The organism is Nostoc sp. (assembly GCF_036917635.1).
GTDB lineage: Bacteria > Cyanobacteriota > Cyanobacteriia > Cyanobacteriales > Nostocaceae > Nostoc.
On sequence record NZ_JBALCW010000006.1, the window covers coordinates 58,114 to 77,403 of the forward strand.

The 19,290-nt window shown below is 41.3% G+C and carries 16 protein-coding genes, 1 pseudogene and 1 riboswitch; of the genes and pseudogenes, 10 read left to right on the forward strand and 7 right to left on the reverse strand.

The annotated features are described in order from the left end of the window. Window positions 1–21: 21 nt before the first annotated feature. Together V7K32_RS00645 and V7K32_RS00650 are read right to left on the reverse strand one after the other, a co-directional pair. Window positions 22–519 (reverse strand): GNAT family N-acetyltransferase, encoded by a 498-nt coding sequence (locus tag V7K32_RS00645; RefSeq protein WP_334989374.1) that lies wholly within the window; start codon window positions 517–519, stop codon window positions 22–24. A 375-nt stretch (window positions 520–894) separates the two neighbouring features. Further along, entirely contained in the window at window positions 895–1,638 is a 744-nt protein-coding gene (locus V7K32_RS00650; RefSeq protein WP_334989376.1) for a DJ-1/PfpI family protein, read from the reverse strand. Window positions 1,639–2,142: 504 nt separating this feature from the next. Here V7K32_RS00650 and V7K32_RS00655 point away from each other — a divergent pair. The 7 genes and pseudogenes from V7K32_RS00655 to V7K32_RS00675 all read left to right on the forward strand — a co-directional run bounded on the left by V7K32_RS00655 (window position 2,143) and on the right by V7K32_RS00675 (window position 7,239). Then, window positions 2,143–2,622, forward strand: coding sequence for a beta-lactamase hydrolase domain-containing protein (locus tag V7K32_RS00655; protein WP_334989454.1), 480 nt, complete (start codon window positions 2,143–2,145; stop codon window positions 2,620–2,622). A 244-nt stretch (window positions 2,623–2,866) separates the two neighbouring features. Then, window positions 2,867–3,631, forward strand: a complete 765-nt coding sequence (locus V7K32_RS00660) for a hypothetical protein (protein WP_334989378.1) — start codon at window positions 2,867–2,869, stop codon at window positions 3,629–3,631. Beyond that, a complete protein-coding gene (locus tag V7K32_RS00665; protein WP_334989379.1) occupies window positions 3,631–4,107 on the forward strand; it encodes a DUF2726 domain-containing protein in 477 nt (158 codons plus the stop codon). The genes V7K32_RS00660 and V7K32_RS00665 overlap by 1 nt, the downstream gene beginning before the upstream one ends. 146 nt (window positions 4,108–4,253) lie before the next feature. Further along, window positions 4,254–4,430, forward strand: coding sequence for a DUF6888 family protein (locus V7K32_RS28630; RefSeq protein WP_442938672.1), 177 nt, complete (start codon window positions 4,254–4,256; stop codon window positions 4,428–4,430). An 87-nt stretch (window positions 4,431–4,517) separates the two neighbouring features. After that, window positions 4,518–4,652, forward strand: a pseudogene (locus tag V7K32_RS28635) (hypothetical protein); the annotation flags it as partial. 75 nt (window positions 4,653–4,727) lie between these two features. After that, window positions 4,728–4,824: riboswitch (TPP riboswitch) on the forward strand. A gap of 7 nt (window positions 4,825–4,831) precedes the next feature. Beyond that, on the forward strand, window positions 4,832–6,205 hold the full coding sequence (gene thiC, locus V7K32_RS00670) for a phosphomethylpyrimidine synthase (RefSeq protein WP_334989381.1): 1,374 nt from the start codon (window positions 4,832–4,834) through the stop codon (window positions 6,203–6,205). Between the two features lie 251 nt (window positions 6,206–6,456). Next, complete coding sequence (locus V7K32_RS00675) at window positions 6,457–7,239, forward strand: ATP-grasp domain-containing protein (protein WP_334989383.1); 783 nt, start codon at window positions 6,457–6,459, stop codon at window positions 7,237–7,239. A gap of 150 nt (window positions 7,240–7,389) precedes the next feature. Here V7K32_RS00675 and V7K32_RS00680 read toward each other — a convergent pair whose 3' ends face one another. After that, entirely contained in the window at window positions 7,390–9,378 is a 1,989-nt protein-coding gene (locus V7K32_RS00680) for a S8 family serine peptidase (protein WP_334989385.1), read from the reverse strand. A gap of 329 nt (window positions 9,379–9,707) precedes the next feature. Between V7K32_RS00680 and V7K32_RS00685 the strand changes: the two genes are divergently transcribed. The 3 genes from V7K32_RS00685 (at window position 9,708) to V7K32_RS00695 (ending at window position 13,539) form a co-directional block, all read left to right on the forward strand. Further along, a complete protein-coding gene (locus V7K32_RS00685; RefSeq protein ID WP_334989387.1) occupies window positions 9,708–10,292 on the forward strand; it encodes a hypothetical protein in 585 nt (194 codons plus the stop codon). A gap of 203 nt (window positions 10,293–10,495) precedes the next feature. Beyond that, window positions 10,496–10,855, forward strand: coding sequence for a Rieske (2Fe-2S) protein (locus tag V7K32_RS00690; RefSeq protein ID WP_229452053.1), 360 nt, complete (start codon window positions 10,496–10,498; stop codon window positions 10,853–10,855). A gap of 956 nt (window positions 10,856–11,811) precedes the next feature. Further along, entirely contained in the window at window positions 11,812–13,539 is a 1,728-nt protein-coding gene (locus V7K32_RS00695) for a tetratricopeptide repeat protein (RefSeq protein WP_334989392.1), read from the forward strand. Window positions 13,540–13,649: 110 nt separating this feature from the next. Here V7K32_RS00695 and V7K32_RS00700 read toward each other — a convergent pair whose 3' ends face one another. The 4 genes from V7K32_RS00700 to V7K32_RS00715 all read right to left on the reverse strand — a co-directional run bounded on the left by V7K32_RS00700 (window position 13,650) and on the right by V7K32_RS00715 (window position 19,235). Continuing rightward, window positions 13,650–14,957 carry a CO2 hydration protein gene (locus V7K32_RS00700; RefSeq protein ID WP_334989394.1) on the reverse strand — a complete coding sequence of 436 codons (1,308 nt, stop codon included), beginning with the start codon at window positions 14,955–14,957 and terminating at the stop codon, window positions 13,650–13,652. Window positions 14,958–14,999: 42 nt separating this feature from the next. Further along, a complete protein-coding gene (locus tag V7K32_RS00705; RefSeq protein WP_334989395.1) occupies window positions 15,000–16,496 on the reverse strand; it encodes an NADH-quinone oxidoreductase subunit M in 1,497 nt (498 codons plus the stop codon). A 93-nt stretch (window positions 16,497–16,589) separates the two neighbouring features. Next, a complete protein-coding gene (locus tag V7K32_RS00710; protein ID WP_334989397.1) occupies window positions 16,590–17,306 on the reverse strand; it encodes a carbonic anhydrase in 717 nt (238 codons plus the stop codon). A 51-nt stretch (window positions 17,307–17,357) separates the two neighbouring features. Continuing rightward, complete coding sequence (locus tag V7K32_RS00715) at window positions 17,358–19,235, reverse strand: NAD(P)H-quinone oxidoreductase subunit F (RefSeq protein WP_334989399.1); 1,878 nt, start codon at window positions 19,233–19,235, stop codon at window positions 17,358–17,360. Window positions 19,236–19,290 lie beyond the last annotated feature (55 nt).

Below are 19,290 nucleotides of genomic sequence, written 5' to 3' on the forward strand. Positions count from 1 at the left end.
AAATCTTATATTGGCTTAAACTTATTTCGGTGCAATAACTAATATTTTACTCATTTTAGTAACTGGAACAACTACTCCACTTCTTAAATAATGAGGCGCTCTTTGGATGGCAGTAAATCCCAGTCGTAAATAAAAACCTTCCGCATAGAGGCTAGCAGTTGTAATTACCTTATTTATACCTTGATTAGTTGCTTCATCGCAAAAATGTTGAACTAAAGCACGCCCGACACCTTTACCTTGATATTTAGGATGGACATACAACCCGATCAGTTCATCAACAATAAAACTAGCAAAACCTATAACAACATCTCCCTCGATCGCAACCCAGAAAGTTTCCACTTTCATCCTCTTCAAGATTTTTGAACCATCAGGTTTGTCGCGGTTATTACGCCAAGCTAAAAGTTCTTTTCGGGTGTAAAAAGTTGCAGGCAGAGCTTTGATGGCAGCAATATGAATTGCACTCAGCACCCACGCATCTGTTTGTTGGGCAGGCCGAAGAGATATTTGGTTAGCGCTCATAGGTTCAAGACTGGTAAGTAGGTAGACAAGATAAAACCAAACTATGTAACGAAAAGTAAAATCTCTGTATTTGGCTCGTAGTTGCGCCCTCTTGCGCTTTAGCGCAACTACGAGCCAGTGATGATTATTTGCGCCCACTTACTTATGCAAAATTTGAGTTACGTAGGCGTAGCCCGTTGTAGACATCGCAACACATCAACTAGCCAAATTAAACCAAATCTTAGTTGAGAACCGTAGTTTTCACCCTCTCCCTAAATCCCTCTCCCTCTCTCTGGGAGAGGGAGTTTGAAATTCTGGCTCCCCGAATCCCTCTCTCTGGGATTCGGGGTTGGGGGATGAGGGCAAATCCTTTTCATCATGGAAGAACTATAGGTTTCAAGATAGACGTGGTTTATTAACTACTTTAGTGATCTTAGCAGTTTCCAATTGAGTCACAACTCGCTGGACAATCTGCCGTCTGATTTCCTGAGCATTGTGACTCGCAGCAGTAACGCGAGCAACTACACCCGCAGGAGCAGTTTGGGGAGAACCACTGTTAAAAGGGGGTTGGGGATTGTATTCAATCCCTAGTTGAATTGCTTGAGCAATCGCTTCCCCGAATAACTCAGCAGCTAGAGCCAGCCCAAAATCAATGCCAGCTGTCACACCAGAGCCTGTAATTCGATTACGATCAATGACAACCCTTTGGGCAACTGTCTCAACTCCCAACATCTCAAGTAAATCCAACGATAGCCAGTGAGTAGTAGCGCGATACCCTTGAAGTAAACCAGCCGCCGCCAAAAGCAGAGAACCAGTGCAGACAGCCGTAACGTAGCGGGCTTGTTTTCCTTGGGTTTTGAGAAAGTCGAGAAACTTTTCATCTTCCATTTTGGCATTGATACCTGGGCCTCCTGGCACAAATAACACATCTAAGGCTGGGGCTTGAGCAAAGGTTGTGTCAGGTAGAAAAGCCAGTCCGCGATCGCTCCGAATTGGTTCGAGTGTTTGGGCCAGCAAATATAATTGCACGTTTGGCAATTTTGCAAAGACTTCATAAGGCCCCGTGAAATCTAACTGCGTCACATTTGGGAACAATACTATCCCAATGGATAGAGAAGAAACTTGTTCTGTAGCAATCATTATTTATACCCTTGTTCACGAAAATCCTGATCTAAACCAAATCTTAGTTGAGAACCGTAGTTTTCACCCTCTCCCTAAATCCCTCTCCCTCTCTCTGGGAGAGGGAGTTTGAAATTCTGGCTCCCCGAATCCCAGAGAGAGGGATTCGGGGTTGGGGGATGAGGGCAAATCCTTTTCATCATGGAAGAACTATAGGTTTCAAGATAGACGTGGTTTAATTGCTCCCTCAACTTGCCCAATAGTATAACTCTTGAAATATAAATTACGGTAATCCTATCGATAAAAAGTATAATATAATCAAATTACCGATAAATCTATCGGTAAACCGTATATTATGGATAAAGCAATAAAATAACCAACTTCAAAATATGTATTTTGAAGTAATCAAGCAATATCTTTTGATATTTAGCTAATTTTAGGGTGCTTATTTGAATGTCTTCTTAAAGCTTGCTGATTCGACTATTTATCAAGCTAGAAGCCATTAGAAAGTCAAAAGGAGTGAATGTGATCAACGCCATACAGATTAACGAAAACTTGACAACAACAGGACAAGTCATACCAAAACAGCTTGAGCAAGCTATTCAAGAAGGTTTTAAGTCCGTTTTAAATCTGCGATCGCCTGATGAGTTAGGATTTTCCCAGGATGAGCAAAAAGTAGCGGAAGCATTGGGGCTGCATTATACGAATGTTCCACTCAAGGTGGATTTAAAAAATTTAAATGAAGAGGCTATTACCAAAATCCTTACGACACTCGAACAAATGCCTAAACCAGCAGTGGTGCATTGTGCAGCCGGGATGCGATCGACTGGAATTGCGCTCTTAAGTATCGCTATCCAGGAAGGATTAACACCAGAAGAAACCTTAGCAAAAGCCAAGAATCTGGGTTTTGGATTTTTTGAACACGCCAGCGTTAGTCCCCGGCTGAAGCAATTATTTGTGGACTATGTTAACAAACACGCGAAAGTAGTTGTGCCTAGTTGCTGAAACAGCCAATTTAACAAACCTCCCCCTGCCCATAAAGCTCAAGGTACAAATTTAAGGCGATCGCCCCATAATATAAAAGCTTTTGCTTGAAGGGTGCGATCGCCTTTCGTATAGCCATCAAGCTATTGAGAGAATAAGCACTTACCAAAAAAGCTAAAAATCTTATCTAAGACTATTGGATTATTTTAGAATAAGCGTTACATTATTCCTATGAACCTTAGCCAATGTTTTTGGGAATTAATTAATGTCAAAAATTATATACGATGTCATCCAGCGTTTTGAGGTAGAAAATGGCGTTCCCCGTTTGATTTCAACAAATATTCAGGTGATTGAAGGCGGCGAAGATTTGCTGTCTTTAGCTATGACTATGCTGGAGAAACTTGGTTTTTATGAAAAGTTTGAGGAAAAACGCACATCTCAATATATAGGATATAAACTGAAAAATCCTGGAAAAGGAGCTAAACGTTATCAGCTTATTTTGGCTCAGAGAAAAGAAGGTTTATCTATTTCTATTCCTCAGGAGATATTAGAGCCGTATTTGCTAAAGCTAAACTTTTCAATCAATTTTTTTACAAAAATGCCTGAATTGAAAAATGTAGTAACAATGTTTCAAGAAATATCAAAATTTTATTGGATAAGACCTAGTAAAAAAAGCGTTTTTTTGGATTTAAGTAAAGAATATAGAGAAACCTTTGAAAGCCAAATTACAGGAGAATTTGAATTAAATTTTGAGGGCATAGCTTATAAAGAAGCCAAAAATACTTATTCTGATTCTAAAAGTCAGAATATTAATAATATGCAAATCATTGATATAATCCAAAAAAAATATATAAGTAAGCATCCCCTTTCCAACTCTTTGGATAATAGTGACTGTTGCTTAAAAATTGGTAAAGACGACATAAGTAAAGATAAGCTTTTTAATTATGCATATCAGGTAGCTATAAATTCAAAAGAAATATTAGAAGAATTTGTTACTTATTTTGCAAAAATCCTCATGGAGCAACAATAATGTCTGTAAAAGTCAAAAGGCTAGTTAATGCCTACGAAGAAAGGATGCTAGAGTTTTTGCAAACTTGTGTAGATGATAGTTATAAAATTCATACACAGGTTAGTTTATGCCAATTTTGCGTACTAGACGAAAGCATTGATTGGGAACTAAAAAAATTTTTCTTTAGCTCTAATGTCGATGCTTTAATAACAAACCATGATTATAAACCTTGTTTGGTTGTAGATTTTCAGTCTTCATACCATGACTCAGATGAAGCAAAAGAGCGCGATCGCAAAAAAGCAACTATCCTCGCTCTTGCAGAAGTTCCCTTACTTTATTCACGGGTGAAAGACTTTGGATTATTACATCTTTCCTCTGAATCTGAAGAAGTAGTATGTAATTTATTTACAGGAAACCGACGCGAAAATGCCCAAGCTCTAATTAGAAAGTATTGCGAACAATCTTTTTCTTCTAATGTTCAAGTTACAGCTTGCTAAACCACAAGATGTTTGCACGCCAATCGCCATCAATGTCAGCGATGCCTCCGGCTGTAAACTACGCAAAATTAACAGATTATGGTATAACTTTGGCTGCATTAAATTACTATAAAATATAAATAAGCTTTTATATCAAAGCAGCGGTTATCCTTTCAACGGCAGCACAAGCCCTAAAATGTGTCTACCTATGTCAATTATTGACGACTGCTTACAAACCAATTTACATGGTGCGTCTGGATGAGCGCACTGGAAAAATATTCATCTTGGCTAGAAAAGATATAGAAATTCTGATTAGTCGTGATGGCAACTTGGAATATCCATGAGTAAACCAAACTTTGATGCTATGAGTCAAGGCAGAATTACGCGCCTACGTCCTTGCACATCAAGATGATCAAGAGGCTTTTAATGCATTTGCGGATCGTTTGACGGCAAAACCTCCCTCTGCGACTTATCCCGCATCAATGACAAGAGAGGAAATCCACAAGGCAGTGTTAGAAATTATTCAACAGAAACAACAGAAACAGCGTAGGCGCAGCCCGTCGTAGACATCGCCAGACTCCGAAAAAACAGCATAAATTTTTAATACCCTTGCTCCCAGATATAACCAAGGTGGTACACTACATCAATGCTAGGGGTGCCTACATAAGCAGGCTGAGATCACACCCTTAACACCTGAGTCTGGGTAATACCAGCGGAGGGAAGCTGTTTATTGAGGAATTACAATATGCGGACAGAATGGGTTGCTAAACGACGTGGGCAGAGTAATGTATCTCAAATGCACTACGCCCGCCAAGGTGTTATCACCGAAGAAATGCACTACGTCGCCCAACGGGAAAATCTCCCTGCTGATCTCATTCGTGAGGAAGTGGCGCGGGGACGAATGATTATCCCGGCTAATATTAATCACACTAACCTAGAGCCGATGGCTATTGGCATCGCCTCCAAATGTAAGGTAAATGCTAATATCGGCGCTTCTCCCAACTCTTCTAATCTTCAGGAAGAAGTTGATAAACTGAATCTGGCGGTAAAGTATGGTGCTGATACCTTGATGGACTTGTCCACAGGCGGCGGTAATTTGGATGAAATTCGTACCGCAATCATCAAGGCTTCACCTATTCCCATTGGTACAGTGCCAGTTTACCAAGCTTTAGAAAGTGTCCACGGCACAATCGAGAACCTGACTGCTGATGATTTTCTGCATATCATCGAAAAGCACGCCCAGCAAGGAGTAGACTATCAAACTATCCACGCAGGGATTTTAATTGAGCATTTGCCTTTGGTGAGAAACCGCATCACTGGTATTGTCTCTCGTGGCGGCGGTATTTTGGCAAGGTGGATGTTGCATCACCACAAACAAAATCCGCTTTATACCCACTTCCAAGATATTATTGAGATTTTCAAAAGGTACGATGTCTCCTTCAGTTTAGGAGATTCCCTGCGTCCCGGCTGCACCCATGATGCCTCAGATGAAGCACAATTAGCTGAATTGAAAACCCTTGGACAGCTAACTCGCAAAGCCTGGGAAGATGATGTACAGGTGATGGTGGAAGGTCCTGGACACGTCCCAATGGATCAAATTGAATTCAACGTCCGTAAGCAAATGGAAGAGTGTTCTGAAGCACCTTTCTATGTTTTGGGGCCATTGGTGACAGACATTGCTCCCGGTTATGATCACATCACTTCAGCTATTGGAGCAGCGATGGCTGGATGGTACGGTACTGCAATGCTGTGCTATGTAACACCTAAAGAACACTTGGGCTTACCAAATGCCGAAGATGTTAGGAATGGGTTGATTGCCTATAAAATAGCGGCTCATGCGGCTGATATTGCTAGACATCGCCCTGGTGCAAGAGATAGAGATGATGAACTTTCTAAGGCGCGTTACAACTTCGATTGGAACCGTCAGTTTGAATTATCACTCGATCCAGAAAGAGCTAAGGAATATCACGATGAAACTCTGCCAGCAGATATCTATAAAACTGCTGAGTTTTGTTCGATGTGTGGGCCTAAGTTCTGCCCAATGCAAACTAAGGTAGATGCTGATGCGCTGACAGAATTAGAGAAGTTCTTGGCGAAAGAGACTGTGACTCAAAGTTAGCAGATTGTCATATCGATTCTGGTTGAATACCTATAGCGGTTTCAGATGGATGAGATATGGGATGGGATTGTGGTTTAAATAGTTTTGTCGGGTTTGTTGTGGATATAGGGGTTTTCGCTTGAGTAAAGCACAAAAACCCCACCCCCAACCCCCTCCCCGCTTTTCGAGAGGGGGCTATGATGTAGCTTACTAGGAAACGCTATCTATATTCGTCCTAAAATTCGAGGTGGTCTATATTCAATTCAAATACTGTGAGATTTCTTTTTCCTAGCGATTACTTCAATCCTAAAAAAGCGGATGCAGCATACTTGGAGCAAGTTGCTTGTATGCAAAATGCTGGGTTTACAACTTCTGTTATTTCTTTGGAGTCGCTGGGATCTGATTCATTAAAGATTATCCCAGTCCCTACTCCTGATTCAAAAGTGGTCTATCGGGGTTGGATGCTCTCGCCTTCCGATTATGAGTTATTGGTTAGTGTTGTAGAGAATACAGGGGCAAGTGTTTTAACTTCTAAGGCTGAGTATCTAGCTACGCACTATCTGACAAACTGGTATCCCCTGATTACTGATTTCACTCCAGAGACTAAATTTTATTCCGTCGATGATGATTTAGAGGGTGAGTTGAATCGACTTGGCTGGAATGGATTTTTTATCAAAGATTATGTTAAGTCTCTCAAAACCTCAGTTGGTTCGATGATTGATAAACCTTCACAAATCAAAACAGTGGTTGCCCAAATGCAGAAATTTCGGGGCAGTATTGAGGGAGGTATTTGTGTCCGGCGGATTGAAGATTTTGTGCCTGAAACCGAAAGGCGTTACTTTGTCGTATATGGTAAACCTTTTGCCGCTTTACCAGATGAAGAAATTCCAGAGATTGTTTCTGAGTGTGCCAAGCGCATTAAAAGTCAGTTTTTCTCTGTGGATGTAATAGAGCGTAGAGATGGTACTAAGCGGATTGTAGAAGTTGGTGATGGACAAGTATCAGATATTGTTGGATGGACGGCTGAACGTTTTACTCAACTGTGGGTAGTATAGATGATTAAACTTTTGCGTTCCTCTGCGCTAACCTTTGCGATCCTTTGCGTTTAAATTTCAACTCTCAATTCATCACGAATTTACACAAAAAGGTTGGGTAAAGCGATCGCTCACCCAGTCTACAATTATCCTTAAGCTAATACGCTTGGGTTAAAATCCAATTTCAATGGTTAAGCTGCGAATTTTTCCTGTATCCGCCTCAGCTTTATCTGCAACTTCAAGAGTCCAGGTTCCTTCGGGACTTTTACCTTTAAAGGCGGCAAGTTTAAGGGTATTTACCTCGTCATAAGTAGTTTTTATATTATCTGTAGCTCCGCCCTGGCGATCGTGCAAAATTACAGGAAGTACGCTTGTTTGCACTGGGGGAAAAAGAGTAACTACAAGATCCCCAATAAAAGTATGCTCAATGTCTACATTAACTTTGATTGATTTCATTAGGCTAGTACTAGCGATCGCCAACGATAATGTTGATGTTTGTAGGTCGTTAATTGGGACATCTTGCACTGCCTGGAATCTGCTGATGGGTGATGTTTCAGCTGGCTTGGCTAGTTCCACAGCTTTGAGAGCATTGATTCGACCGTAACCGTAGAAAGGGCTACGACCATTGGCATCATATTTACCTCCAGATGGATCAATGCGATCGCAAGAGCGTTTAATAATATCTCGCACTTCGTCACAACGCAGATTTGGGTTTCTAGCAATAATTAGGGCTGCTACACCAGCTGCACCCGGACAAGCACTGGAAGTTCCCCCGAATTGGTTCGTGTAGTTGCCTGGGACATCACCCAGATTCCGATTACCCGAATTATAGCCAAGTACACCAGAGCGATCGCTTGTCCAAATTCCAGGGGTTTGAGAACTATCGCCATTGTTGCTGGGGAAGGCACACCAGACCGCCTTACCAAAGTCACTGTAAGCGCTTCTCGTGCCATAGTCGTTACAAGCTGCCACAGCAATCACCTTTTGGTAGCTGGCGTAGCCATCATTATCGACGCTTTCGTTACCATTGCCAGCCGCAAATAAAATTACACAGCCCTTGCCGTTGCGTCCCTTATTAATTGCAAACTCCATAGCAAGGCGTGTGGAATCAGGTAGAGGTACTTTCTGGTTGTGTAGAGGATCGTTTGGATCGTACCAAACTCCATCTGCTGGCCCCCAGCTACAAGAAATTACATCAGCACCATTTTGAGCCGCCCAAACAAAAGCATCTGCTTCATTCTGCGATCCTAGCGCCGAAGCTAAACGAATCGGCATCAGCTTTGCACCCGGCGCCACACCAGATGCACCAAAGTTGCCGTTGGCACAAGCTACTCCTGCACAGCTTGTCCCGTGGTTATCGTCGTTTCCCGGTCTGGGATTGTCAGTTTTACGTGTGACATCACGCGGGGCAACAATTTTTCCAGAGGATCGGAACTCTTCATGTTCGAGATCCACGCCGTCGTCAATAATTGCAATAATCGCTCCTGTGCCATCGCTCAACTTCCAAGCTGCCTCAACGTTGGCATGGGCGTTAATTACCTTACCATTAATTGTTGTTTGCTTTAAGTGCCACTGCTGCCAAAAAACCTGACGTTGGCGTGATTCACGCACTAGTTCAGGATGGCACAGTTCAACTGATTCTTCATGCAAAAGTCTCTCGGCGATGTCAAAGATGGCTATACCAGTATTTGTAGGTGCATTGACAAAATAAGCATTTTGTGCATATTCAAGTTGGCGTTTAATTGTTAAGCCGTAACGTCTTAAGACATTTTGGCAGATCCCTGACTCTTCTTCGTTATCGAATTTAACGAAGAGGTTTTCGGTGTAAATTATCGGTTGATTGGATGCTCGATCGATAAGAACACGTCCGGCAAATTGGACTTCAGACTCTTGGTTGAGAATATCACGGGCGCGATCGCGCAAAGCGACACCAAGAGTGGGAACTTTCGCTCGCAAAATTTCCACACCCGCTTGCCGAAACCGCGTTGCTAACTCGAATTCATTAAGGATGCTGCGAGCTGCGGGTGATACTGGTGCAACTTCAAAGGGTCTTGCACCGACAAGACCACTGCGGCTTTCGGTACGCACTACAACGTGTTCGTCACTGATAGCAAGTTCATATTGTTGGCCATTCTGGCCACCATAGCGAACTTGAACCATAATTTTATCTCCTGGGATATTTAAAATATTACTATCTTAAAAATCTGACAATTCAGGTCATCTGGAAAATCTCACTTCTATTGCGCTTGGAGTTTGTATGAAGTAGATTTTTGTCAGAGTGAAACTGTCAGACTCAACGATATCCCGCCCAGAACTAAAGTTCTTTGGCTATGAGACTCGGAATTCATTCCGAGGCGGGATAGAAACGCAGTGCGAGATTTATGAATCTTCAGTATGAATAAAGGCGGATAGCTTGCATCCCGATGGAAGATTTGTATTCCATTCCATACCATTGAAAAACGTTATAACATCATTAGAACTTGAGAAAAATGTTTTATTTCCCGGCTGAGTATTTTCTACAGGTGTACTCTTTACCCCTGATTCCTGAAGTGAGATTTCAAAAAGATTACTTTTCTGAGTATCCTGAACAAATTTGCGTTGGCGGCGATGCCGAATCCGGGCTACGTCTACGTACTGCTGTATCCTACACTCGGAAGCCTGGGTACTATGCAATACATTACAATCAACCTAAAACCGTGGCATTAGGAGCAGTTTTACAACTTAACGATGGTAAAATAGCAGTTTTTTCAGGGGAACCCAATCAATCAGAACAGGGGATACTAACTCCAATTTACACATTACAACCAAATGGTTCGATAGCAGTACCAACTGGGCTGGTTTTCATCCGCTTTGCTGAAGGCGTTGATGTGAAGTCGCAGCGCCAGGTAATTAATCGAGCCGGTTACGAAATAGTAGAAAGCCTTGACTATGCGCCTCACACCGCTTGGTTGCGTGTCCAATCAGGTAATATTGCTGATGCGATCGCCCGGATTTCTCAGTTAAAAGTGATACCTAAAGTTGAGAATATCGAACCTCAGATGCTTATGGAAAGAGGTTTGAGGCTAGGGGATTAATTTTTTTATAAACACCCTCTAAGATTTTTCATTAACCTATAATCTAACTCACCACGGTAGGCAAAGCCGGTCGTAGCGATCGCTATTTTAAGAAAATGTCATCTAGTGAGTTTATCCTTCCCCGCTCCCCAAAAGTAAAAGGCGATCGCAGTGGTCACAATTGCGAGAAACTGAAAGCAGATTAATTAGGAGAGGAGAACCTAATGAGTTGGACTAAAGTTCTTGCAGTCGAAGCACTTTCCCCAGGTACGCGACAAGTGGTGAAAGTTGGTAACCGGAAAATTCTGGTTTTGAATCACGAAAATCAGCTTTATGCTGTAGATAACAACTGTCCCCACTTAAAATTACCGTTGAAAAGTGGGAAAATCACTGAAGATGGGGCAATAGTTTGTACCTTCCATCGCAGTGCTTTTGACCTGCGGACTGGTGAGGTACAAGGCTGGTGTTCCTGGCCACCTGGTGTAGGTAAGGTACTCTCGATGGTTTCGCCACAAAAAGCATTGCCAGTATTTCCTATTCGTGTGGAAGAAGGCAGTATTTGGGTTGATGTTCAAGAGGAATAGCGCCCTCTGTCTGAATTTATTGGAATATATTAGCCGATCTGTTTTTTAGAAGTTAACTAACAAAAACCCCAGCTGATAAGTTTAGCTGGGGTTTTTCTCAAAATGCAACTATTTCTAAAGATATAAAAACTATTGAATGAGAGAGAAAATTTTCTCAAGTAGCTTAAACGCCAGGGCTATTTCGTTTTAGACATAAGCGCCCAGAACTAAAGTTCCTCTCTTATAGCCCAAGTCCACGCTTATAAGCTGTTCCACAAATAAACTTGCATATACTGGGCGGGCAGGATGCCCACCCCACAAGAGTTATATTTAATAAGGGTTATGCAAGCTTATTTGTTTTTTAGCTTACCATTTCTTTGTGAGGCTGCGCCAAATTTTCTTGGCTTCTTCTTTCTTTGTTTCTTTGTGTCGTCTGCGCCCTTTGTAGTTCGTTCCTTATATATTTTGGCGCATCTTCATATTGGTATTAGTGGACTAAAAGTCTTTCTTAGTCGTCTTTAGACGAGTTTTGCTATTAGGGACTTCCAAATTTAAAAATATCCAAAAATCTCATATAAAAATCCTCTTTCCTCTTCCTATCTCTGTGTCCTCTGCGCCTAATAAGGTTCGTTTTATTGGATAATTTACTTCTTGGAAATCCCTTAGCCTCAGAATTTATTCTGAGGTGGGCTAGATGAGAATGAAATAGCCCTGGCTTAAACGCTTTGTTGTGATGTAATGTTGGGTTGTGTATTACCCCAGCTTCTATAGAAGCTGTAGCATTTTGAGAGGGGACTAAATTCACTTTAAATACTTTGTTTTGGTGTTGCTCTAGTTTAGGTAAAGTCAGAATTAAAATCCGATCTTTCATGTCTGCCTTAACTTGTTGATTCTGAATGCTTAGTAAAGGAACTACTCTAGTAAAGTCGCCATACCGAAATTCAGGTTATATTAATTATGAATAACAAATTAAAATTATGTGGTTAGTAGCTGTTTTTATCTGTCTTGGTTGGATATTGTCTTTATGTTTGCATGAATTTGGTCATGCCGTAGTAGCTTATTTGGGTGGTGATACTTCCGTTAAAGATAAGGGATATTTGACCTTAAATCCACTCAAATATACCGAGCCGAGTTTGAGTTTGGTGATCCCATTATTTTTTCTCCTCATTGGTAGTATTGCTCTGCCGGGAGGAGCAGTTTATATTAATCAGAATCGATTACGCGATCGCAAATGGAAAAGTGCTGTTTCTGCTGCTGGACCGATTGCGAATGTTATTTTAGCTTGCTTGCTGGCCTTGCCTTTTCAATTTGGCTGGTATTCCTTGAGGCTACAAAGTCAAAATTCGGTTTTGTATCTTTTTATTATTTCACTAGCTTATATAATTTCTCTGAATATATATATAGTTTTAATTAATTTATTACCTATTCCTGCCCTTGATGGCTATGGAATTATTGAGCCGTGGTTACCAAAACCAATTCAACAGCAATTTAACAAGTTTAGGAAATATGGAATTTGGGTGCTGATTGGTCTGTTATGGTTTGCTACACCTTTCAATAGATTATTATGGAATTTGACTAATGAAATTAATCAATTTTTAGGCGTTCCCCTAGACTTAGCCTTTATAGCTAGTGGGATATTTAGACAGTCATCACAGTATTTAGTACTAGGAATAATTTTGCTATTATGGATATTTAGAGATAAAAACAAAGATTTACAGCGCCAAGGCGATCGCCTATTTTCTTCGCAACAATACGAGCAAGCGATCGCCTGCTATGACAAAGTTGTTAAAAGGGAACGTAAAAATGCTGATGCTTGGTATTGGCGAGGCTATGCGCTTTATTTTTTAAATAAACATGAGGAAGCGATCGCCTCCTTTGACCAAACTATTCAAATTCAACCAGACTACCCTAAGGCTTGGTTTCGGCGTGGTTATTCGCTTTATTCTTTACAAAGATATGCAGAGGCAATTACAGCCTACGAAAAAGCACTAGAAACTAAATCTGACGATCCAGAAATTTGGTATTATCGAGGAATTGTTCTTAAAGATTTAGAAAAATACGAAGAAGCTTTAGCAGCATACGACCAAGCGATCGCCGTCCAGTCAGATTTCTACCAAGCTTGGTATAATCAAGGCGAAATTTTGGCAAAATTACAGCATTATGATAAAGCGATCGCTGCCTATGATAAAGTGATTGCAATTAGACCAGATGACAGCAATACTTGGTGGTTACGAGGAAAAACCTTAGCAATACAGCAAGATTATCAAGCCGCTGTAGACTCTTATGAACGAGCAATCGCTATCGATTCTGACTTTTATGGTTTTTGGCTAGATCGTGGCAATGCACTTTATTACTTACATCGGTATGAAGATGCGATCGCCTCTTATGACAAAGTTATGGAACTAAAACCAGATAATAGCGATGCTTGGAATTTTAAAGGTGTCACTTTAATGGAATTACAAAGATATGAAGAAGCGTTAGTTGTTTACAACAAAGCAATTGAAATCAAGCCTGACTATCCAGAATACTGGTACAACAAAGCTTGTTGTTATGCGCTGCAAAGTAATGTAGCTTTGGCGATTCAAAATTTACAACAATCAATAAAAGGCGAACCAGATATATTCTGGGAACTTGCTAAAACTGACCCAGACTTTGATAGAATTCGGGAACATCCGCTTTTCAAAAATTTAGTTGATAATAAGTAAGTGGGTCAAATTAAATATAACACCTCACCCTGCCTCCGGCTTCCCTCTCCTTATTAAGGAGAGGGATTGAGGGTGAGGTTTGATATAGATATTTAATTACGCCTACCTACTTATCTATAATCTTGCTTTTGAATACTGCCCAAACGAGCAGCATCACGAATATTATAGTCGGGTCGAGTAAAGCGATTTAGCTGCATCTCAAAAAAATCTCGATTGGCTTGTAAATGCTTAGGATTTGGGTCATCTAAAGGATATAAAAGTGCAGTTCTCAAGGCTTGAATTACCGCAGAAGTAACACAGTACATTGACCGTTGAAAACTAACTCCCAACTGAATCAACATATCTTCTTCACCCCGGCAATGTTGGCTGTAGTAATCAATAAGATATGGGGGCAAAAAGTGCAACATATCTTGCATTAATAATGTTGGGGGAATGCCAGCAGTACCCACTGGAAATACATCAGCGTAAAGAATACCATAGTGAAAGTCTTTCTGGTCTTCTGGTACTTGATGCGCTTGAGCATTATAAGATTTTGTCCCCCGGAAGGGTACGGTGCGGTAGAAAACAGCTTCTACATAAGGTAATGCTGCTTCATATAGCCACATAAAACCCTTGGATTTGGGGACAATTTCGTAGCATTCGCCACGAATATAAACCTGATGGTAAATGGGACGACCTGCGATCGCAAATATACCATTAACTATGAAGCTCATTGCCTCTGGGACGCTGCTAATAGTACCTTCGTCATAGCGATCGGACATTTCAAAGAACACTGGCGCCATGATTTCCCAGAATAAGCCCAGATTAGCGTAGTATGACATCTGGCGGCACTGTTCTAAAAACATATCGGGAAAAAGCTTGTAAAGTCCCAGCATGACTGGGTTCCCTTGGAAGTAAGCTTTAATTGCTCGGTCGGCGTTGGCTTTATATTCCTCAGAATCTAGGTAAGGGTCAAATTGTCCACCCATCCCTCTATGCCATAACATCGCCCGCATACAAGCTTCCGCAAATTCCATGTTAATGCGATCGTGGAATAAGTGATGCAATAACTTCGGCATTTTGAAAGTTTCACCCTTTTCAATAAATGCCAAAAGTTCTGGATGTGCAGTAGCTTCGCCGCGCCAAATTCGCAAATCGGCATCATCACCAGCATAATGATTATGCAGTTCTAAATACTCCTTGGGTAAGAAGTATTTAAAGAAGGGAAGCGGGTTTAAAAATTCGTTTTCAGCAATATAAAGTAGGTCGCGCCAGTAAAAATCCATCGGCACAGCATAAGCTTTATATAAACCGATGATTTGCATCAAATTTTCTGGAGTATCGGGTAACATTGCACCGCCTGCTTCTAAGCGGTGAATTACTTCAGCAAATTCGTGCTTGGAAGGAGGTAATTTAATTGCTGTTTTAATTGCTGTCATAGTATGAGGAATGGGGAATGGTAAAGAGGAAGAAACTGTAACCTATTTCAGCGCTACTTCCGAGATTACGGTTTTTTCTAAGGAGGGAATTGCAGCCACCATTGTTGTAGTTGTGGATTCACTCCAACGGACTAACCAAGTGGGTTGTACTCCCAAAAAGATGATAAAAGCTGCCAAAATTAAAGCTGGTATTTTCTCAGACCAAATAACTTTAGGATAGTAAGCGAAGTTATCGAGTCTGCCAAAACAAGTACGGTTGAGGAGGATGACAAAATAAACTGCGGTTAATCCGCTAGCTACTACACACAAAATTGTCGGAATCGGAAAGATAGAGAAACTACCTTGAAAGACGATAAATTCGGCAATGAATCCTGTTAAACCGGGAATACCTGCACTAGCCATCCCACTTAAAACTAGTAAAGCGCTAATTAGAGGTAAGCCGCGGATGGGACTCATCAAACCATTGAGTTTATCTAATTCGCGGGTGCCAACTTTGGCTTCTACGACTCCCACCAAGTGGAAGAGAATCGCCAGAATGATACCGTGGCTAAACATTTGAGCAACTGCACCAACGAGTGCTAAGGGAGTACTGGCGGCAGCACCTAGCAAGATATAGCCCATGTGACCAACGGAACTGTATGCTACCATGCGCTTGATATCTTTTTGAGCGATCGCAACTACTGCTCCATAAATAGCGCTGACTGCTCCCCAAATTGCCAAAGTCGGTGCAATAATACTCCAAGCATGGGGAAACATACCCAACCCAAATCGCAACAATCCATAAGTTCCCAACTTTGCTAACACGCCACCGAGAAGAATCGCAATTGGTGCTGAAGCTTCAACGTAAGCATCCGGTAGCCAAGTATGGAAGGGAACTAAAGGAATTTTAATCCCAAAACCTAATACTATCCCTGCTAGTAAAAGGATTTGTTTTGCTGTTGATAGATTTTCTGTAGAGAATGCATCAAAAGCAAAATTAGTAGAACCACTCAGCCATACCATACCCAAGAATGTTGCCAGAATTAATGCTCCTGAAACAGCAGTATAAATCAGGAATTTAATTCCAGCATAACCCCGTTTTGACCCTCCCCAAATGGAAATTAGTAAGTAAAAGGGGATTAATTCTAGTTCGTAAAACAGGAAGAATAGTAGTAAATTCTCTGCTAGAAAAGCACCTGCGACTCCTCCACTAACTAATAAAATCATGGAGTAGAACAGCCGGGGGCGTTCAGTTTCTTTACTACTGCTGTAAATAGAAATCCAGGTGAGCAGGCTATTTAACACCAACATTAATATAGAAAGCCCATCAACACCTATTTGATAGCTCAAGCCAAGGGTTTCGTTCCAGGGTAAGTACTCTTTAAATTGCATCCCTGGATTGCTAATGTCAAATTTTAGCAGGATAAACAGGTTCCATAAGAAAACTATTCCAGAACAAATTAATGCTGTTAAACGAATGCGATGTTTAGGGATACTTACAGGTAATATTGCTATGATAGCGGCGGCTAAAATTGGAAGCCAAATCAAAACACTTAACATGGTAATTTTTATCCTTTGTCCTTTGTTCTTTGTCCTTCGTCCTTTGTCTTTTGTCCTTTATTACTTACTGACTAATGACAAAGGACAAAAAATTTAACTGACTATGCTGATTTTACCAGTATCTAAATCGTAATAACCTCCGACTATTTTCAGCTTTTCTGCCTTGATTAACTCAGATAAAACTGACGATGATTTCAATTTTTCAACTTGTGCTAAAACATTTGCTTTACAAGCATTTTCTAACTTATCTCCTGATTTTCCTTTTGAGCTTTCTACACTTGGTTTAATTGCCTCAAGCAAACTGCCAATTTGTCCTGGTACTTCACCACCTTTGATTGCAGCAATTACTGCACCACATCTTTCATGCCCCACTACTATTATGACTTTGGAACCTAATACTAAACTACCAAATTCTAGGCTACCAATTTCTTCTCGTGTGGCAATATTACCAGCGACACGGCAGACAAATAAATCTCCAAGTCCTTGGTCAAAAACAATCTCTGAAGGCACTCGTGAATCTGCACAACCTAGAATAGAAGCAAATGGCTTTTGTCCTTTGGCAACTTCGACTAAACGTGAATGGCTTTGGTTGGGATTGCGACGTTTATTTGTGACAAACCTTTCATTCCCATCTAATAATTCTTGCAATGCTTTGTCGGGGGTAATATCATCTTCTACCGGTGCTTTTTTTTCGGCTGCAAGTAAGTTAGAGCTAAGTCCGGCTGTCAATACACCTGTACCGATCGCACCTGCACCAAACTTGAATAAACTTCTTCTGGAAAGATTCATTTGGGGATGTTGTCTGCTCATGGAATTCTTGTGAAAATATTAGACTGTAAACTTTTAGTAGGATAGTTACTACTACCCAAGTGTCGAAATTTGGAAAATCAAATTTAAAAACTGGATTCCCCAAAATGGCCAAGTTACCCACATTCCTAAAACACTTACTCCGAGAAGGACGGTTAAGGCATAAAACTGGGTTTGACCAGATGTGCTGTATTTAAGACCTTCACCACCTAATAGCGAAAATAAACCAACAAAATTAACGATGCCATCGACTACAAAGCGGTCAATCATATCGGCAAGTTGGGATATTTTGGCAACTCCAAAAATTATGGTCATTTTATAGAGTTTGGGGGTGTAAAAGTCGTATGCAAATAAATTTTGTAAACCTTGCCAAGGGAGGCGAATCGGTTTAGGAATGTTGCCTAAATAAATCACACCAGTTATACTGCAACCGAAAATACTCGACCAAATTAAAAGCAATGCGACATCTTTATTTAGGCTTGCCCAATCTGGTAAAAGTGATAAGCTTTGCAACACTAAAGGAAGATGTAGGCTGACACCAAGTAAAATCATCATTGGCAAAACCATAGGCCAGTGTGCTTCAGGCGATCGCTGACTCATTTGTGTAGCTTTACCGCCAAAAATTAAACCAAATTCTCTGGTTAAACTTACGGCTGTTAAAGCATTTACTGCTACCACTACTCCCACTAACCAAGGTTGGGTTTCCCACAACCCATCTACTAGTTTCACCAACGCCCAAAAGCTACCCAGTGGTGGAAAACCAATTAATCCCAAAGTCCCGACGATAAAGGCTATTGCGGAAATCGGGCGACGTGTCCACAATCCGCCTAATTGCGTTACGTCTTGGGTGATGCTATTCCAGATAATTCCGCCAGTACTCATCACCAACAGGGCTGCGGATATGGCATGGGTGAGTACTAACAATAGCGCCGTTTCGTATTGTTGCGTTCCTACAGCGATGAATATTAAACCCATGTAGGCACTGACAGAATAGGATTGGCAGCGTTTAAGATCAATTTGAGCGATCGCAATTAAAGAAGCACCCAACGCTGTCACTACCCCAATGGTCACCATAGCTGAGGAAACTATGGGCGAGATGGTTAACACTGGTTCCAATTTAATTAGCACCCATGCACCACTAGCTACTACTACCGAATTCCGCAAAATTGTACTGGGAACAGGGCCTTCCATCGCTTCATCCAACCACAGGTGCAGAGGGAACTGAGCGCATTTACCCATCGGCCCAGCAATTAAGGCTAAACCTACCAGTGTCATTGTTGTCGGGTTGACGTTAGCAGTAGCCGCCCACTTAGCTAGTTCTGGATAACTCCAAGTTCCGGCTAAGGGCCATAATGCCAACACGCCCATTAGTAAGAATAAGTCTCCCACCCGCTTAGTTAAAAAAGCATCTCTAGCACCTGAGACTACTAACGGCTGGCTAAACCATAAGCCCACTAGTAGGTAGGTTCCCAGCGTCAGGACTTCCAAAATTACATAGCTGAAGAACAAGTTATTACATAAAGCAAGGGCGCAAAGTCCCGCTTCAAATAATCCTAATAAGGAATAGAAGCGTCCCCAACCCCAATCCATTTCCATGTAACCGATTGCATAAATCTGCGCTAGCAAATTCAAGCCACTAATCACAACCAAAGCGCCGACACTCACCGAGGATATTTCTAAAGCAATGGTGAGGTCTAAACCAGCTGTAGATAACCAAGGAATAAATACTTCTTCGGCTGGCTGATTCCAAGTTGCTTGTAAGGCGATCGCACTATGTACAAACGCCAAAAATGTCATTACCAAATTTACATAACCCGCCGGCCTTGGCCCCGTTTTCCGAATGATCCCTGGCGACCAAGGTACGGCTAACAAGCCACCTATTAAGGCATAGCACGGAACTAGCCAAACAGTCTCAAGTAGAAACTGAGCCATAAACTTACCTCTATCTTGTTATTAAAAATTTGGGGTTTTGAGTCAACTCGCGTTG

Excerpts from the sequence above, each read along its gene's own strand:
- V7K32_RS00695 (WP_334989392.1), top strand. The coding sequence starts at position 11,812 with ATGTGGTTAGTAGCTGTTTTTATCTGTCTTGGTTGGATATTGTCTTTA.
- V7K32_RS00680 (WP_334989385.1), bottom strand. The coding sequence starts at position 9,378 with ATGGTTCAAGTTCGCTATGGTGGCCAGAATGGCCAACAATATGAACTT.
- V7K32_RS00660 (WP_334989378.1), top strand. The coding sequence starts at position 2,867 with ATGTCAAAAATTATATACGATGTCATCCAGCGTTTTGAGGTAGAAAAT.
- V7K32_RS00665 (WP_334989379.1), top strand. The coding sequence starts at position 3,631 with ATGTCTGTAAAAGTCAAAAGGCTAGTTAATGCCTACGAAGAAAGGATG.
- thiC (WP_334989381.1), top strand. The coding sequence starts at position 4,832 with ATGCGGACAGAATGGGTTGCTAAACGACGTGGGCAGAGTAATGTATCT.
- V7K32_RS00705 (WP_334989395.1), bottom strand. The coding sequence starts at position 16,496 with ATGTTAAGTGTTTTGATTTGGCTTCCAATTTTAGCCGCCGCTATCATA.
- V7K32_RS00715 (WP_334989399.1), bottom strand. The coding sequence starts at position 19,235 with ATGGCTCAGTTTCTACTTGAGACTGTTTGGCTAGTTCCGTGCTATGCC.
- V7K32_RS00645 (WP_334989374.1), bottom strand. The coding sequence starts at position 519 with ATGAGCGCTAACCAAATATCTCTTCGGCCTGCCCAACAAACAGATGCG.
- V7K32_RS00690 (WP_229452053.1), top strand. The coding sequence starts at position 10,496 with ATGAGTTGGACTAAAGTTCTTGCAGTCGAAGCACTTTCCCCAGGTACG.
- V7K32_RS00685 (WP_334989387.1), top strand. The coding sequence starts at position 9,708 with ATGTTTTATTTCCCGGCTGAGTATTTTCTACAGGTGTACTCTTTACCC.
- V7K32_RS00700 (WP_334989394.1), bottom strand. The coding sequence starts at position 14,957 with ATGACAGCAATTAAAACAGCAATTAAATTACCTCCTTCCAAGCACGAA.
- V7K32_RS00650 (WP_334989376.1), bottom strand. The coding sequence starts at position 1,638 with ATGATTGCTACAGAACAAGTTTCTTCTCTATCCATTGGGATAGTATTG.
- V7K32_RS00710 (WP_334989397.1), bottom strand. The coding sequence starts at position 17,306 with ATGAGCAGACAACATCCCCAAATGAATCTTTCCAGAAGAAGTTTATTC.